At 45.5% G+C, this 17,112-nt stretch carries 17 protein-coding genes; 16 read left to right on the top strand and 1 reads right to left on the bottom strand.

Annotated elements, in window-relative coordinates:
• Nucleotides 1-30: 30 nt before the first annotated feature.
• The 3 genes from ASD40_RS01985 to coaD all read left to right on the top strand — a co-directional run bounded on the left by ASD40_RS01985 (nt 31) and on the right by coaD (nt 2,299).
• Nucleotides 31-762: a hypothetical protein gene (locus ASD40_RS01985; RefSeq protein WP_057301650.1), complete on the top strand. Its 732-nt coding sequence runs from the start codon at nt 31-33 to the stop codon at nt 760-762.
• A 443-nt stretch (nt 763-1,205) separates the two neighbouring features.
• Nucleotides 1,206-1,763, top strand: a complete 558-nt coding sequence (rsmD, locus tag ASD40_RS01980) for a 16S rRNA (guanine(966)-N(2))-methyltransferase RsmD (RefSeq protein WP_057301649.1) — start codon at nt 1,206-1,208, stop codon at nt 1,761-1,763.
• 32 nt (nt 1,764-1,795) lie between these two features.
• Nucleotides 1,796-2,299, top strand: a complete 504-nt coding sequence (gene coaD / locus ASD40_RS01975; protein WP_029195317.1) for a pantetheine-phosphate adenylyltransferase — start codon at nt 1,796-1,798, stop codon at nt 2,297-2,299.
• Nucleotides 2,300-2,311: 12 nt separating this feature from the next.
• Here coaD and ASD40_RS01970 read toward each other — a convergent pair whose 3' ends face one another.
• Nucleotides 2,312-3,610 (bottom strand): nucleoside recognition domain-containing protein, encoded by a 1,299-nt coding sequence (locus ASD40_RS01970; RefSeq protein WP_156389856.1) that lies wholly within the window; start codon nt 3,608-3,610, stop codon nt 2,312-2,314.
• A 123-nt stretch (nt 3,611-3,733) separates the two neighbouring features.
• Between ASD40_RS01970 and ASD40_RS01965 the strand changes: the two genes are divergently transcribed.
• The 13 genes from ASD40_RS01965 to smc all read left to right on the top strand — a co-directional run bounded on the left by ASD40_RS01965 (nt 3,734) and on the right by smc (nt 17,111).
• Nucleotides 3,734-4,858: a SepM family pheromone-processing serine protease gene (locus tag ASD40_RS01965; protein ID WP_057301647.1), complete on the top strand. Its 1,125-nt coding sequence runs from the start codon at nt 3,734-3,736 to the stop codon at nt 4,856-4,858.
• 90 nt (nt 4,859-4,948) lie between these two features.
• Complete coding sequence (locus ASD40_RS01960) at nt 4,949-5,455, top strand: YceD family protein (protein ID WP_057301646.1); 507 nt, start codon at nt 4,949-4,951, stop codon at nt 5,453-5,455.
• 37 nt (nt 5,456-5,492) lie between these two features.
• Entirely contained in the window at nt 5,493-5,666 is a 174-nt protein-coding gene (gene rpmF / locus ASD40_RS01955; protein WP_029195321.1) for a 50S ribosomal protein L32, read from the top strand.
• Nucleotides 5,667-5,785: 119 nt separating this feature from the next.
• Nucleotides 5,786-6,400 (top strand): transcription factor FapR, encoded by a 615-nt coding sequence (gene fapR / locus ASD40_RS01950; RefSeq protein WP_047672754.1) that lies wholly within the window; start codon nt 5,786-5,788, stop codon nt 6,398-6,400.
• Nucleotides 6,384-7,388 (top strand): phosphate acyltransferase PlsX, encoded by a 1,005-nt coding sequence (gene plsX / locus ASD40_RS01945; protein ID WP_057301645.1) that lies wholly within the window; start codon nt 6,384-6,386, stop codon nt 7,386-7,388. The genes fapR and plsX overlap by 17 nt, the downstream gene beginning before the upstream one ends.
• Nucleotides 7,385-8,371 carry a beta-ketoacyl-ACP synthase III gene (locus ASD40_RS01940; RefSeq protein WP_057301644.1) on the top strand — a complete coding sequence of 329 codons (987 nt, stop codon included), beginning with the start codon at nt 7,385-7,387 and terminating at the stop codon, nt 8,369-8,371. Before plsX ends, ASD40_RS01940 begins: the two co-directional genes overlap by 4 nt.
• A gap of 378 nt (nt 8,372-8,749) precedes the next feature.
• A complete protein-coding gene (locus ASD40_RS38420; protein ID WP_057301643.1) occupies nt 8,750-9,022 on the top strand; it encodes a hypothetical protein in 273 nt (90 codons plus the stop codon).
• 330 nt (nt 9,023-9,352) lie between these two features.
• A complete protein-coding gene (gene fabD / locus ASD40_RS01930; RefSeq protein WP_057301642.1) occupies nt 9,353-10,303 on the top strand; it encodes an ACP S-malonyltransferase in 951 nt (316 codons plus the stop codon).
• On the top strand, nt 10,290-11,030 hold the full coding sequence (gene fabG, locus ASD40_RS01925; RefSeq protein WP_057301641.1) for a 3-oxoacyl-[acyl-carrier-protein] reductase: 741 nt from the start codon (nt 10,290-10,292) through the stop codon (nt 11,028-11,030). The genes fabD and fabG overlap by 14 nt, the downstream gene beginning before the upstream one ends.
• 84 nt (nt 11,031-11,114) lie before the next feature.
• Nucleotides 11,115-11,348 carry an acyl carrier protein gene (gene acpP, locus ASD40_RS01920; RefSeq protein ID WP_028558238.1) on the top strand — a complete coding sequence of 78 codons (234 nt, stop codon included), beginning with the start codon at nt 11,115-11,117 and terminating at the stop codon, nt 11,346-11,348.
• A gap of 94 nt (nt 11,349-11,442) precedes the next feature.
• Nucleotides 11,443-12,678 (top strand): beta-ketoacyl-ACP synthase II, encoded by a 1,236-nt coding sequence (gene fabF, locus ASD40_RS01915; protein WP_057301640.1) that lies wholly within the window; start codon nt 11,443-11,445, stop codon nt 12,676-12,678.
• Nucleotides 12,679-12,739: 61 nt separating this feature from the next.
• Nucleotides 12,740-13,441: a ribonuclease III gene (gene rnc, locus ASD40_RS01910; RefSeq protein ID WP_057301639.1), complete on the top strand. Its 702-nt coding sequence runs from the start codon at nt 12,740-12,742 to the stop codon at nt 13,439-13,441.
• A gap of 94 nt (nt 13,442-13,535) precedes the next feature.
• Nucleotides 13,536-17,111 (top strand): chromosome segregation protein SMC, encoded by a 3,576-nt coding sequence (smc, locus tag ASD40_RS01905; RefSeq protein WP_057301638.1) that lies wholly within the window; start codon nt 13,536-13,538, stop codon nt 17,109-17,111.
• Nucleotide 17,112 lies beyond the last annotated feature (1 nt).

The raw sequence follows: 17,112 nt of genomic DNA, 5'->3' as shown, positions 1-17,112 counted from the left end.
GGAATTAGGTCGATTTGTTGGAGGTGTAAAATGAAATTTAACATTCAGTGTATGAAGTGTTTGACAGAAGGAATAAAAGATGAAAACAAAGTCCAAGAACTAACCGACGAAAGGGTTTATCATTTGACTTGTGATGCAGGGCATGAAACTGTTATCATCGTTGAGCATCATGTTTATGAATTGCTCTTTGAAATGGGGATATATGCCCTGACTGACGGTTACGCACGTGAGGCTGTAGCAAACTTTGCAGCAGCAATAGAAAGGTTCCATGAATTTTCAATAAATGTTTTTGCAGCCAAATCGTTAAAATCTACTTCGTATATGGAAGACTTCCCGAAATCCTGGAAAGAACTTTCTAAGCAGTCTGAAAGACAACTTGGTGCATATATCATGATGTATCTTACAACATTCAAAAAGAATCCTGAACTTATTCCGCAGAAAAAAATTGAATTTAGAAACGATGTCATACATAAAGGGAAATTTCCTACTCTAAACGAAGCTACTAAGTACGCCAATTTAACTTTTGAATATATTAAGAACAAACTGGTTGAAATGAAAAAGGAACTAGACGATGAGGTTACTTACGTTCATGATAAAAATCTGCGTGATTATATTATCAAACACTCTGGGAATGGGAAGCACATTGTTCACTGGGCTGAGCTAATGACGTTTAGATCGACTAGGCCTGTAGAAGAGATTGAGCAAAAGACTTTCGAGGAAAGCATGAATCAACTTAAGCAATATAGGTCTTTTTACAATTAATCAAATATATTAATGGGCCCTGTAATTTATGGGGCTTTTTTTCTTTAATCAAGTTGAACAGGAGGGTGTACTTAGTAACATTACGCAGTTTGGTCCCCTTTTGGTCCCCTTGAAAGCGATTGAGTTGCTGTTACAACAAAAAACAAACAACTGTTACACACAAATAAACCCTTATATAATAAGGGTTATAGAAAACTGTACCATAAAATAATAACGGCGGTCATTTGCATGACCGCCTCATGGGAGAGGAGAAACCGGACGAAGAACTTATGGGGAAACGTAAGTCTTCTCCGCGGTTGTCTACGACATTCTCTGATGTCGATAGTTCAAGGATGACCGTTTTACGGGAAATTTATACATCACAGGGATAAAATTTTTGTGTCCGATTAGAGCTTGTGGTACGATAGCAAAAGAATGAGCCAGCTAGAAGGGGAATACGTAAGATGAGAGTGATTTCAGGCACCGCCAAAGGCAGGCCGTTAAAAGCTGTACCCGGTACCAGCACGCGGCCAACAACGGATAAAGTGAAAGAAGCGATCTTCAGTATGATTGGTCCTTATTTTGATGGAGGACAGGTACTTGATCTATTCGCAGGTACAGGCGGACTCGGGATTGAAGCGCTCAGCCGCGGGATGACTAAGGCTGTCTTCATTGATATCGAGAAGAAAAGTATTGACACGATTGGGCATAATTTAGTAACCGCAGGTCTCAAGGACCAAGCTGAGATCTACCGAACGGATGCTGCTCGTGCTTTGAAAGCATTAGCGAAGCGGGAGCAGCAATTTGAACTCGTTTTCCTCGATCCTCCGTACAAAATGAAATTTATCGCGGAGCTGATAAGTACGATGGAAGAGCAGTCGATCGTTCCATTGAATGCCACGATAGTTGTGGAGCATGATGCTAAGGATGTTCTCGAAGATACCATCGGAGGATTTAAGCAGCAGCGAAGATCCGATTACGGAGATACCGCTGTCACGATTTACAAAGGATCAGCAGAATAAATATGAGCAAGTTTTTTAAGGAGATGAACAGCATGATGAGGCAAGAACACGGTATTACAGTTGCCGTTTATCCAGGCAGTTTTGATCCTGTTACACACGGCCATCTTGACATTATACATAGAGCGGCAAAAGTGTTTGATAAGTTGATTGTAGCTGTACTGAATAACACTTCCAAGAATCCTCTATTCACATTGGAAGAACGGATGGAGCTCATTAGGAAGGTGACCAAGGATCTGCCGAATGTGGAGGTGGATGGTTTTAGAGATTTAATGGTTAATTATATGAAAGCTCGGAATGTGCGACTAATTGTTCGTGGACTTCGGGCGGTCTCGGACTTTGAGTATGAATTGCAGATGGCTTCTACGAATCACAAGCTGAATCCAGATGTAGAAACTTTCTTTATGACTTCGAAACCTCAGTTTTCGTACTTGAGCTCAAGTATTGTGAAGGAGATTGCTAAGTTTCACGGGCCAGTGGAAGATCTAGTTCCGGCTGAGGTGGAAGAAGCGTTGAAGAAGAAATTCCCTCGAATCTAATGGAATTACGAATTAATAGTTTTCTTTCTTTTTGAAAGTTCTCAGGACCGTTGAAATCATCATCATCAAAGTGAATAATAGAAGGAACTGCGTCAGCATAGGTCCCCACAGGCCCCATGCCGATTCGCCGTTCAGTGGAAAGGCAACAGTAGGATATTCGCTTTTGGCTTTGTCTAACCATAGAAAACTAGGCTCAGAATCCAGCAAAAGCAGCTGCAGTGGCTTCCAAAGCAGAACAGTTACTACCAACGCAAGTACAGCATGAAGAGCACGGGACTGAAAGAAGAACAGATAACGAGCATCTGTTTTTTGATGAAAGCCTGCTACTTGCGCGTGGGCAGACAAGCCTCCCCAGCCAAGAAAAGCGCTTAGGAGCGCCATTTGCGGAAGTAAGGAGAGGCCTTGTGCTTGGCTAAAAGCATAAGCGCCCAGATGAATTTCCAGAATCCCCTTGAGCCACTGAGGAGTGATATCGGTGTGGACATTCATAAAAGCAAGTAAATAGTGTGTGACGGGTTGGAATACATCCGTAAGATGAGTTATGTTGACGACATTAATCAGTACGGAAAAGATCATCATATATCCGCCAATTAGCATTAAAGTTTGCACAGAAGAGGTTACCGAATCCCCAAGCAGCTTACCGAACGGACGTCCATCGTGTAAATAAGCTTGGCGCATCGTTGATAAGGAGAGTTTCAAGACGGAAGCGGATGATTGATTATTAGGCCGCAAGGTGGCTATTTGGAGTTCTTGGGAATCAGCTAAAGGCTGCTGTACTTTTCTGGAATTTCTCATCAGGAATCCTGTTAAAATAGCGGAGGTATAATGGACGACCGCAAGTATGAAGCCCAGCTTTGTGCTGTGCAGGAAGCCGACACCTACGACCATAATCAGGAATAAGGGGCTGCACAAATGGGACAGTGCCGTTAATCGTTCTGTTTCTGTTTGGGAGATGAGGTTTTTTTCCCTCAGGGTAGCTGTAATTTTGGCTCCGGTAGGAAATCCTACTATAAGACCTGAAGCTAGCGCCCACCCACTTACACCGGGAAGGCGGAATACAATCCTCATCAGCGGCTCTAAAAGAATGCCTATCCCTTGAATAACACCAAAACCGATTAACAGCTCGGTCATAATGAGAAAAGGCATGAGTGCCGGAAATACAAGCTTCCACCAAATTGTAAGTCCCTCGAGCGAAGACTGAAATGCTTTGTCCGGGAATAAAATGACAGACACGACTACAAGGGCAGCCAAAGACCCCAGTACCAGCGTTGTGAGTTTGGAGTTGGATCTTACATTCTTGGGCTGCATCATATCACCTCGTCCTTTAAACATGCTTCAATTGTACGCTAGAGCATGCGGGTTTAGACCAAGCTTTCGCTTGGAGGTAAGGCAAGAGACATCTACTTGTATAAGGCATCAGGAAGGGGAACCTGCATGGAGAACGAAGAAGAGAGTACGATTCGTACATGGTCGAATGATTCGTATCGATATCCGAGAAGATCGGCGACTAGGCGCTATTTAATATCCGCAATTGTCGGAGTTGTCATTGTTTATTTGTTGTTTTTTGTAAGACTTCCATTTTTTATATTCATGCCAGGGACTGCGGAAGAAATTAAACCGATGGTGACAATCCCCAAAGGCTCTGATGACGAAAAAGGGACGCTGATGTTAACCACAGTACGAGTTGCCGATGCCAATATGGTCAATTATTTAATCGGACTCGTACATCCGTATGAAGAGATTCAGCCCAAAACGAGTGTTTTACGTAAAGGTGAGTCGGAACAAGAGTATTCACAGCGCCAAGAGTATGTTATGTTGACATCCCAAGCAAGTGCTATTCAAGCGGCCTATAAGCAAGCCAAAATCCCCTTTCATATCAATCATGAAGGAGTTATGGTACTCCAGACGCTGCCTGGCCTATCGGGAGAAAAGGTTCTCAAACCAGGAGATGTGCTTTTAAAAGCTGGAGATAAAGAAGTGAAGGTCGCGCAAGATTTACTGGACTCACTTAAAGGGAAAAAAGCGGGGGATACAATTTCTATCACGTATTCGAGGAAAAAAGTTGAACAGCAAGCTACGCTGACGCTTGGTGCGCTTCCTAAGCAGGAAGGCGAGCAGGGCGAAGCGCGGGCAGGTATTGGCGTTGTACCGGCGGATATGCAGGCTGTAAAAGCGGACCAGGAGGATCAACAAGTATCCATTAAGGCTGGTGAGATTGGCGGTCCTTCGGCGGGATTAATGTTCTCCTTAGAGATTTACAATCAACTAGTGCCAGATGATATTACCAAGGGTTATCGCATTGCGGGGACAGGAACGATTGAAAGCGACGGCACTGTAGGTCCAATTGGCGGTATTCAGCATAAAATCATTGCCGCGGATCGGGAAAAGGCCGATTATTTCTTTGCACCCAAAGATGTTACTTATAAAGATGGTGCCAAAATCGAGAATTACACAGCAGCTGTCGAGAGAGCCAATCAAATTAAGACCAAAATGAAAATTGTCGAAATTGGCACAATGGAAGATGCACTCAAATTTCTAGCAGCATTGCCTCCGAAATAAGCTAGATTTAGTAAAAACAATATAATTTAAATTGACAAAAGGCATTCAAACTGGATATAATAATCTTTGTTTGTTTGGGGTGAAAAACACATGCAAATTCGTTTTAGAGAGCTATCTCTTAAAGGGCAGGCTCATATGACCGAAGAATTGACCTTGACCGATCCTTTTGAAGGACGTCAAGATATCCTTGGTCATGGTCCTGTACACGTCGATCTTCAAGCTGTGTACGAAGATGGAGCAGCAAAAGTTAACGGTACGTTAACGCTAGACTTGGAGTTAAGCTGTTCACGATGCTTATCGCACACTAACCAAACAATCGAACTTCCTTTTGAGGAAGTCTTCATGCAAAAACCAGAAGAAGAGGATCCGGATCTAGACGAGGATATTCATTTGGTGGTTGGAGATAAAGTCGATTTGGAGCCTTACGTTGTAGAAAATGTAGTGGTCGGTTTACCGTACATACCACTTTGTGACGAAGCGTGCAAAGGTCTCTGTCCCGTGTGCGGAGAGAATCGCAATCAACGCGATTGCGGCTGTAAGCAGGAGAAGATTGATCCTCGGCTTGCAGGTCTCGCGGACTTTTTTAACAAAGAATAAGGCATCATTGAAATTCGTATAAGGAGGTGTTTTGAATATGGCAGTACCTCAAAGAAGAACGTCCAAAACTCGTCGCGACAAGCGCCGTACTCACTTTAAATTGGAAGTTCCAGGCATGGTGAAATGTGAACAATGTGGAGAACTGAAGCTAGCACACCGTGTGTGCAAGTCTTGCGGAACTTACAAAGGTAGAGAGATCGTAAAAGCATAAGATTGGACATAGTACTTCATCCTAGTGTGAGGTGCTATTTTTTTTGCTTTCTTTTTGGCTATAAATTTAATATACTACAGTTTAGTATCTGGTAATAAGATGAGATCTCACGAGATAAGGTGGTGCTCGCCATCGAACGCCTTCCTAAACGACAAAGGCAGCAGCAATTGCTTCAAGCCATTGAAGCTAATCCTTTTATGACAGACGAGGAACTGATGCGAACGTTTCAGGTCAGTATCCAAACCGTCCGCTTGGATCGGTTGGAACTCGGCATTCCTGAGCTGCGGGAACGAATGAAGCATATGGCGGTCAAAACGTACGATCATGTACGCTCACTGCCAATTGATGAAATTATTGGAGAAGTGATTGATTTACAGCTGGATCAAAGCGGTATCTCGATTTTTGAAATTAAAGAAGATCATGTTTTCTCAAGAACCAAAATTGCAAGAGGACATCATATTTTCTCGCAAGCGAACTCCCTGGCGGTTGCCGTCATCGACGATCCCATAGCTTTAACAGCATCTGCAGACATACGTTTTATTCGTTCTGTAAAGCTCGGAGAGAAATGTATCGCCAAAGCCTATGTGCGTTCCGTTTCCAAAGGGAAAGCAAGAGTCGAGGTGTTTTCATATGTTGGCGATGAAACGGTTTTTCGAGGCAACTTTGTGATCTTTCATTCGAAGAAAGAGCAACATCTAGATAGGGAGGACAAGCTGCATGCGAATCGCGATTGATGCAATGGGCGGCGACAATGCTCCTAAAATCGTAGTCGAAGGTGCACTCGCAGCGGCCAAAGAATGGAAGGATGTTCATATCATTCTGGTCGGTAACAGCGCCGCGATTGAAGCGCATCTCACAGAAAGGCCAGCGAACTTAACTATCCATCACACGGAAGAAGTCATTGAAGCAGAGGATGAGCCCGTTAAGGCTGTTCGTCGCAAAAAAGACGCTTCCATGGTGGTAGCAGGAAGGCTGGTACGTGAGAAGGAAGCAGAAGCTATGATTTCTGCAGGAAATACAGGTGCTCTGATGACGACTGGATTGCTAGTCGTAGGAAGAATTCCAGGGATCGAGCGTCCGGCACTAGCGCCTATGATTCCAACTATGGATGGAAACGGTGTTCTTGCGCTCGATCTGGGAGCAAATATGGATGCAACAGCCGAACAGCTGATTCAATACGCCATTATGGGCAGTATTTATCGCTCCAAAGTTCACGGTATTGCCAAGCCTCGTGTAGGCCTGCTGAATGTCGGTACAGAAGCGACCAAAGGGAATGAATTAACGAAAACGGCATATCCTTTAATGGAACAAGCCCCTATTCATTTTGTGGGGAATGTCGAATCTTCTCAAGTGCTTCGTGCCAAATGCGATGTCATCGTGTGCGATGGATTCGCTGGGAATATTATGCTGAAATCATTGGAAGGCGCTGCGTCTACGATTTTCTCAGCACTAAAACAAGAGTTCACCAAAACCATTTTTACTAAACTTGCAGCGGCTGTCTTGAAACCAGGACTTACACAATTCCGCAAAAAGTTGGATTATAACGAACATGGGGCGGCCCCGTTTTTGGGTATTGATGGATTAGTCCTAAAAAGCCATGGCTCCTCCGATGCGAATGCTATTAAGAATGCAGTTCGTCAAGCGAGAATTGCCTTGCAAAATGATTTGGTTGGCACGATATCTGCCGAAATTAGCCACGGGAAGAGAGATATAACAACATGAATTTAATACCAGTTGGGGTACTCGGAACGGGTAAATATGTACCAGAACGAATTTTAACAAATCAAGAATTGGAAACCATGGTCGAAACGAATGATGAGTGGATCGTGACCAGAACGGGTATACGTGAAAGAAGAATAGCCTCCGAAGTACAAGCTACGTCTGATCTTTGTTATGAAGCCGCACTGATTGCTCTGACTAATGCAGGGATTACGGCAGACCAACTTGATTTGATTATAGTAGCAACGATTACACCTGATATGGCATTCCCTTCAACGGCATGTATTCTCCAAGAGAAGCTGGGAGCCAAAAAAGCAGCAGCTTTTGACTTGTCAGCAGCTTGTTCAGGCTTTGTATATGGACTAGCTAATGCCTCTAACTTCATTGCCACAGGTACATATAAACATGCACTTATCATTGGCGCTGATTGCTTATCCAAAATTACTGACTATACAGACCGAAACACATGCATTCTTTTTGGCGATGGCGCTGGAGCCGTTGTTATTGGAGAAGTGCCTGAACATAGAGGTTTCAAATCTTTTGAGTTGGGTGCTGACGGTACAGGAGGTCCGCTCCTGAAAATTGAAGGTGGCGGGTCGCGTAATCCTTCCTCACAAACCTCCATTGACCAACGTTTGCACTACATCTATATGGCCGGAGCTGAAGTCTTCAAATTTGCCGTCCGAATCATGGGCAATGCCGCTGATGAAGTGCTGCGCAAAGCAGGCTGGGAAAAAACAGACATCGATCTGCTCGTACCGCACCAAGCCAATATGAGAATTATTCAAGCTTCATTAAATCGTCTAGAACTGACTGACGACAAATGTATGATCAACCTAGACAAATACGGTAACATGTCCGCGGCCTCTATCCCAGTAGCTCTTGCAGAGGCAGTTGAGCAGGGAAGATTGAACGAAGGCGACCGTCTTGTACTAGTCGGCTTCGGCGGCGGTCTTACTTGGGGCGCAGCTGCTTTGGTTTGGTAGTTCGTTACTGCCTGCACTATCCCCAAGGCTCAGGTGTTTAGAAAGAGACCATTCTTTTTTCTTTTCCACTGAGCCCCGGGTTATGCTGGATAAAGTACGCGATCGATTGTATGTCTTACAGCTGATAAGAGTTTTCCGAGTGAGGCTATTGGTGCTATCCCTAAGGCTCAGGCGTCTAGAATAGGACCATTCTTTTCTTCTTTTCCACTGAACCCGATGGTTATGCAGGAAAATTGCACGATTGACGAAAAACTTTCAGCTGATAAAAGTTTTCTGTGTAAAGCTATTGGCGCTATCCCTAAGGCTCAGGTGTCTAGAATAGGACCATACTTTTCTTCTTTTGCACTGAACCCGGTGGTTACGCAGGAAGATTGCCGTTTGACTGCAAAACTTTCAGCAGATAAGAGTTTTCCGTGTAAAGCTATTGGCGCTATCCCTAAGGCTCAGGTATCTAGAAAAGGACTATTCTTTTCTTCTTTTGCACTGAACCCGATGGTTACGCAGGAAGATTGTCGTTTGACTGCAAAACTTTCAGCTGATAAGAGTTTTCCGTGTAAAGCTATTGGCGCTATCCCTAAGGCTCAGGTGTCTAGAAAAGGACTATTCTTTTCTTCTTTTCCACTGAAACCGTTGGTTACGCAGGAAGATTGACTGTAAGTTTTGCAATTGATATAAGTTTTCCAAGTGATGCTATTGACACTAACCATGAGGCTCAGTAAAGCAAAAGCCATCTGGTGATGCGGCAGCCTCAGTAAACAATTTGAGTGGGGACTGTTAGAGTTACTGAGGAACTGAAGAACTGAAGAACTGAAGAACTGAAGAACTGAAGAACTATGGAACTGAGGAACTGAGGAACTGAGCTAAGGGGATAGTGTCAATAAGGGGGATAGAAAAAAAGTCGCCCGTCAAAAAAATGGAATTTTAAGTAAAAATTTATATTTAATTACTGAAAATTATCGTGGAAGGGGATCCTTTTCTCGTATGGGTAAAATAGCATTTGTATTTCCTGGTCAAGGCTCGCAGTCCGTGGGTATGGGACAAGATTTATACACGAATCATCCTGCTGCTAGAGCATATTTTGAGCGCGCTAACGAAACGCTAGGCTTTTCTTTATCTGATCTGATCTTCCAAGGTCCAGAGGACCAATTGAAGATCACCTATCACACGCAGCCTGCACTGCTGACAACAAGCATCGCTTGTTTGGAAGCGTTCAAGGCTGCGGGCATTAAGCCAGACTATGTTGCCGGACATAGTCTCGGTGAATACAGCGCGCTGGTCGCGGCGGGCGTGCTCGCGTTCGAAGACGCGGTCCGCACGGTGCGGGCCCGCGGCGAGTACATGGAACAGGCCGTCCCTGGAGGCCTGGGTGCGATGGCAGCCGTGCTGGGAGCCGAGCGCGAAGCGCTTGCCGAGCTATGCGCGGCTATCACAAGCGGCGGCTCAGTCGTGGAGCTCGCCAATGTGAACTGCCCGGGACAGATCGTCGTCTCGGGCAGTAAAGAAGGTGTTGCAGCGGTTGTAGAACGCTGCAAAGAAGCCGGAGCGAAGCGTGCCATACCGCTCGAAGTGAGCGGGCCTTTTCATTCTTCACTCATGAAACCAGCCTCGCAGCGCCTCGCAGAGGTGCTCGCGTCGATCGAGATGAGGGATGCAGCCGTGCCCGTTGTGGCTAACGTAACGGCTCGTCCTGTCACGCAGCCTGGCGATATACGCGGGCTGCTCGTAGAGCAAGTGTACTCTCCAGTATTGTGGGAGGACACCATTGTTTATCTGATCGGCCAAGGCGTCGATACGTTTATTGAGCTTGGCTCGGGAACGGTTCTCGCCGGTCTGATCAAAAAGGTAGACAAAACGGTGAAGACCGTGTCAATCGGCAGCCTAGAAGCTTTGGAGAAGTATATGCAGGAGGTACACAATCATGTTAACGGGTAAGGTAGCACTGGTAACAGGGGCGTCTCGAGGTATTGGCCGAGCGATTGCTTTGCATTTGGCTGAACATGGGGCTGATGTTGTTGTGAACTATGCAGGAAGTGAAGCCGCTGCTGGAGAAGTTGTTGAGCAGATTGAAGCGATGGGACGTAAAGCGATTAAGCTGCGTGCCGACGTAAGCAGTTTTCAAGAGGCTGATGATTTAGTGAAGCAAACGCTAGAAACTTTTGGTAAAATTGATATTCTTGTGAATAATGCTGGCATAACAAGAGACAATTTAATCATGCGGATGAAGGAAGAAGAGTTCGATCAAGTCATCGCTACGAATCTCAAAGGTGTGTTTAACTGTGTAAAAGCCGTTACCCGCCCGATGATGAAACAGCGTTTCGGTCGAATTATTAATATATCTTCTGTAGTGGGTGTGCTCGGTAACCCGGGTCAGGCCAACTATGTAGCAGCAAAAGCAGGCGTTATTGGCTTAACCAAAGCGACTGCGAGAGAACTATCTTCTCGAGGCATTACGGTGAATGCTGTAGCGCCAGGTTTCATTGAAACCGATATGACGGACAAGTTGTCATCCGAGATGCGAGAGCAAATGTTGAAGCAAATTCCACTGGAGCGCCTTGGCCAACCTGAGGAAATTGCAAAGGTTGTTCGCTTCCTAGCATCGGACGATGCGTCCTACATGACAGGCCAAACACTTCATGTGGATGGCGGCATGTACATGTAAGTTTTACCAGAAAGAGAATCTCAAAATTGACTACTGGCAATCTGTCAGAGATTCTCGTATAATACCAAAGAGGAGGTGAACCGGATGTCCGACGTATTGGATCGTGTTAAACGAATTGTTGTCGATCGTCTAGGGGTTGATGAAGCTGAAGTCACCCTCGAAGCATCTTTCAAAGAAGATCTAGGTGCTGATTCTCTCGATGTAGTTGAATTAGTAATGGAATTAGAAGATGAGTTCGATTTAGAAATTTCCGATGAAGATGCTGAGAAGATTACGACTGTAGGAGAAGTTACGAATTACATAAAATCTCATACGTAATAGTCTACCGAGTCCCGTTTCTAATCAAGACGGGACTTTCTCTCCATTTTCAAACAATAAAAAATGATGCTCTACTACATAGAAGGTGGTACAAATGAACAGAGTTGTAATTACAGGTATGGGCGTAGTTACTGCCCTTGGTCAAGATTTAGAAACGTTTTGGGGCAATCTGACTTCTGGTAAATCCGGAATCAGTTTGATCGAGAATTTTGATGTAAGCGAGTATCCGACTCGTATTGCTGCTGAGGTTAAAGATTTTAATATTGAGAATTATGTCGATCGTAAGGATTCACGTCGGATGGACCGTTTCGTTCAATTCGCTGTAGCTGGTGCGATCAATGCGCTAAAAGACGCGAACTTGAATGTGAAGGAAGATACGGATCCTGAACGTGTGGGCGTATCGGTCGGATCAGGAATTGGCGGTTTGAATACGTGGGAAGAACAGCATAGAATTCTTTTGGAGAAGGGGCCGAAACGCGTATCTCCCTTCTTTATTCCGATGATGATTGCGAATATGGCGTCTGGACAAGTTTCAATGATTACAGGGGCAAAAGGACCGAACTCCACGGCTGTAACTGCCTGTGCAACAGGTACACACTCCATCGGTGATTCGTTCAAAATGATTCAACGTGGTGATGCCGACGTAATGATTTGCGGCGGTGCTGAGGCAACGATTACACCGATTGGTGTAGCAGGCTTTTGTGCTTTGCGTGCCATGTCAACTCGTAATGAAGAGCCTCACTTGGCTAGCCGCCCGTTTGATACAGACCGCGATGGTTTTGTCATGGGCGAAGGAGCTGGCGTGATGATTTTGGAATCGCTCGAACATGCGCAGAAGCGTGGGGCACGCATTTATGCCGAAGTGATTGGTTATGGGATGAGCGGTGATGCTTACCACATGACAGATCCAGATCCGGACGGGGCAGCACGTTGTATGGTCAAAGCGATTAAAGACGCAGGCATTAGCCCAGAGTCAATTTCATACATCAATGCTCATGGAACTTCTACGTCAGTAGGAGATAGGTCAGAAACTACGGCTATTAAGAAAGCTTTAGGCGAACACGCCTACAAAGTAGCTGTCAGCTCGACGAAATCAATGACGGGCCATTTGCTTGGCGCTGCAGGCGGTGTAGAAGCTGTTATCTGTGGTTTAACTATTTCTAATAGCTTGATTGCACCAACAATCAATTTGGTCAACCAAGACCCTGAGTGTGATTTGGATTATGTGCCAAACACAGCTCGTGAAGCAAAGGTAGACATTGCGATGTCGAACTCATTTGGCTTCGGTGGACATAATGCAACGATTATCTTGAAAAGGTTTGAAGCATAATTTGCCTTCCTACGAAGAAAGATAACGGAATATCATTCTCTCTGGGTGGTGAATAAAGGCAATGAACCGTGATATTAAAGAACTGCAGCAACGAATAGGGATTACATTTCGGAAAAAAGAGCTGCTTCAGCAAGCTTTTACCCATTCTTCTTATGTCAATGAGCACCGTATTGCTGGGCATAAAGATAACGAGCGTCTGGAGTTTCTTGGGGATGCTGTCCTTGAACTAACGGTTTCGGAATTCTTATATGATTCTTATCCAGGGCGTTCAGAAGGTGAATTGACGAAGCTCAGGGCGTCTATCGTTTGTGAGCCGTCACTCGTTACGTTCGCTGAAGATTTGGATTTCGGTGCTTTTGTATTACTCGGTAAAGGAGAGGAGTTAACCGGAGGGCGTTCACGCCCGGCGCTCCTTGCCGACGTTTTCGAGTCCTTTGTTGGAGCTTTATACCTTGATCAAGGCTTGGATATCGTAAAAGCTTTTCTCAAAAAGCACGTTTTCGCAAAAATCTCCAGTGAAGGTAAGCTGTTAATTATTGATTACAAGACTCTATTGCAGGAGCATACCCAACATCACAATATGGGTTCATTGGAATACCGCATTGTGAATGAAAGAGGGCCAGCTCATGAACGTGAGTTTGTAGCTGAAGTGCACATGGATGCCGACCTTCTGGGAACCGGAGCGGGACGTTCCAAGAAAGAAGCGGAACAGCAGGCTGCTGCTGGGGCCTTGTCGAAATTGAATGTGACCGTTCAGCGGTAATGCATATGGCTTAAAGGGGCGGCTGCGGCCGCCTTTTTGTTTTTTTCTCTTATTTTTATAAGGGATATGTTACAATAATTTCTGAGGTGAGACCATGTTTTTGAAACGGATTGAATTATCCGGGTTTAAGTCTTTCGCAGACCGTACGGAACTGGAATTTGTACGCGGTATTACCGCAGTTGTAGGTCCTAATGGCAGTGGAAAAAGTAATATTTCGGACGGTATCCGCTGGGTGTTAGGTGAGCAAAGTGCTAAGTCCTTGCGTGGCGGTAAAATGGAAGATGTTATTTTTGCAGGCAGTGATGCGCGCCGTGCAGTCAATTATGGGGAAGTCTCGCTGACGCTTGATAATACATCGCAATCGCTTCCACTTGACTTCAATGAAGTGACGGTTACTCGCAGAGTGCATCGCAGTGGGGAAAGTGAGTATTTAATTAATAAGCAGCCCTGCCGCCTGAAAGATATAACGGAATTGTTCATGGACACAGGGATAGGGAAAGAAGCTTATTCCATTATTGGACAAGGTCGTATTGAAGAAATTCTAAGTACGAAATCCGAAGATCGTCGAGGGATCTTTGAAGAAGCTTCGGGGATTGTTAAATATAAATCGCGTAAACGTGAAGCTGAAAAGAAATTGAGTGACACCGAGCAAAATTTGCTGCGGATTCACGACTTGGTTTCTGAGCTTGAGGATCAAATCGAACCGCTTCGCGAGCAGTCTGAGAAGGCGATTCGTTACAAAGAGCTTCGGGAGACGCTCAAAAGCAGTGAGATTGCTATGTATGTACATCAGATTGATCAGATTTACATTTCATGGAATGATTCGAAGCAGCTGCTAGAGAAGCTAGTCAAGGAACAAACAGAGCTTTCGACAATCGTAAATCAACATGATGCGCACTTGGAGAAGCATCGATGGGAAACTCGCAGGTTAGAGGAGGAGCTGGAAAAACTTCAAGAAAGTTTACTCCAACTGAGCGAAGATTTCGAGAAGTGCGAAGGGCATGGCGAAGTGCTCAAAGAGCGTAATAAGAATTACGTGGCTAATCATCAGCAGCTAAGCACTACTATCGCTCTGCAAGAGCAGCGTAAAATAGATAAAGAACATGAGCTGAGCCAGCAGCGTGAGAAAATCATTCAAATTGGCGCCCAGCTATTTGAGTTTCAAGCGAAACTGACCGCGGAAGAACAACGGTTACTTGGGGTTAACGGCGGTATCAGCTCCTCTCCTGAAGATCAGTTGAAGGGCGAATTGCTGGAAACACTGAACCGAATGGCTCAGGCGAGGAACGAGATTCGTTACGCTGAGCAGCAAACGGAAAGTATCGGTCGCCGTTTGGAAAGGCTTGATGAAGAACGTCAGAAGTGGGCGGAACAACGAGATAAGATTTCGATCCGTAAGCAAGAGTTGACGGCTAAATTGGAACAAACGGTTAGTGAAATTGAGAATGAACGACAAAGGTATGTGCAGTTAACCCAAAGCTTGAAAAGTAAGCAAGGGTTGCTCGATGAAGCACAAGGCATGGTCCGCAAATGGGAGCAGAAGCTTGATGCGTTGACCTCCCGCCGCGACACGATGAAAGAGATGGCCAACGATTATGATGGCTTCATGCAGGGTGTTAAAGAAGTTCTTAAAGCGAAGAGCCGTAAGGATTTGCGTGGTATTCGCGGGGCCGTAGCCGAACTTGTTAAGGTGCCTGCAGACGTTGAGATTGCGATTGAGACAGCGCTCGGCGGCGCCTTGCAAAATATCGTTGTCGAGACCGAAGCGGATGGGCGTGAAGCTATTGCCTTCTTGAAGCGCCGTCAAATGGGACGAGCTACGTTCCTGCCAATGAATGTTATACGCGGACGCTCAATTTCTGACAATGAGCTTAGTTCTTTGAAATCTTCTAAAGGTTTTGTCGGCCTTGCGGTTGATCTTGTCTCATTTGAGTCCACCTACCAGAACATCTTCTCAAGCCTGCTTGGGAACGTTGTTGTGGCACAGAGTCTAGAAGATGCGAATCATATTGCTGCTAAAGCGCAGTATCGCTATCGGGTTGTGACGCTGGAAGGTGACGTCGTGAACCCTGGTGGTTCGATGACAGGCGGAAGCTTGCAGAAGAAATCAACGAATCTGCTTGGACGTCAACGTCAAATTGAAGAGTTGGATCAGGAGATTAAAACTTCTGAGCAGCAGCTCAGCGGTTTACGCAGCCAATCTAGCGTGATGAAGCGCGAGATTACAGATGATATGATGACGATCGAACAGCTCCGTCAGCAGGGTGAGCAAAAACGTATCACCGAGCAGCAAATTCGAGCAGAATTGAATCCGCTTGAGTCTGAAAGCCGCACGGTTGAAGAACAACTAGCGCTGGATAGTCAAGATCGAGGTTCGCTGCTTGAAGAGCAGGCCGATCTTGGACGGAAGAAAGTCGAGTCCGAAGCAGCGCTGGCCGAACTGCAGGAAGAAGAAGCTTCCTTACAGCAAGCGATTCGCGATGCCGAGCACTCCCGTAAAGCGAGTGAGTCGGAGAAGGAAGAACTGCAAAGCCAGTTGACGGATTTGAAAGTCAAGGTTGCCTCCATTTCGCAAGAGAAACAGTCACTCCAAGATCAACAACGACGACTGCAGCAGGATCTCGGCGAAGCTGAGCGGGAAATGGAAATGAACCGCGGTCTCCTTAAGCAGTTGGAGCAAGATATGGCAGCGCTTGATCAAGAGACTGTACTACAAGTTGAATTACTTAATGATCTCAAAATCAAGAAGCAGCAATGCTCAGAAAACATTGATTTCAAACGTGCTGAGCGAACGGATTGGTTACATAAGCTCGAGCAAGAAGAGAATGAGACCCGGACGCAACGTATCCAGCTGAAACAGGTTGAAGAGAGTTTGCATCAAACTGAAGTTCGTGTGACTCGATTGGATGTTGAGCTAGAAAACCTGCTGAAGAAGCTAGGGGAAGAATATGAGCTTAGCTATGAGTTAGCCAAAGAGCGCTATCCAATTCCTGAGGATATCCAAGGTACACAGGGCAAAGTGCGTGAACTTAAACGCGAAATCGCTTCGCTTGGTGATGTGAACCTCGGTGCTATTGAAGAATATGCGCGGGTTTCTGAGCGCTATGAATTTTTAGACTCCCAGAAAAATGACTTGATCGAAGCGAAAACGACGCTTTATCAGGTCATCCGTGAAATGGATCAAGAAATGTCCAAACGATTTAAGACCACCTTTGATGCGATTCGCTCGCACTTTGGCGTCGTATTTGCTAAATTGTTTGGCGGTGGCCGTGCGGATTTGATTCTATCTGAGCCGGAGAATATGCTGGATACAGGTATTGAGATCGTTGCACAACCGCCTGGCAAAAAGCTCCAAAATCTTCAGCTTCTTTCCGGTGGGGAGCGCGCTCTCACAGCGATTGCGCTGCTGTTCTCGATCATCCGCGTTAAACCGGTTCCATTCTGCGTACTAGATGAGGTAGAAGCTGCTTTGGACGAAGCTAACGTATCTCGTTTTGCCGAATACTTGCGTGAGTTCTCTGAAATGACGCAATTTATCGTGGTTACGCACCGTAAGGGGACGATGGAGGAAGCCGATGTGCTGTATGGGGTAACGATGCAAGAGGGCGGCGTTTCCAAGCTCGTTTCCGTTCGTTTAGAGGATGAAGAAGCCGCAATGTCCGCATCATAAT

The organism is Paenibacillus sp. Root444D2 (assembly GCF_001426375.1).
GTDB lineage: Bacteria > Bacillota > Bacilli > Paenibacillales > NBRC-103111 > Paenibacillus_E.
This window is presented reverse-complemented; position numbering and strand designations above follow the sequence as displayed.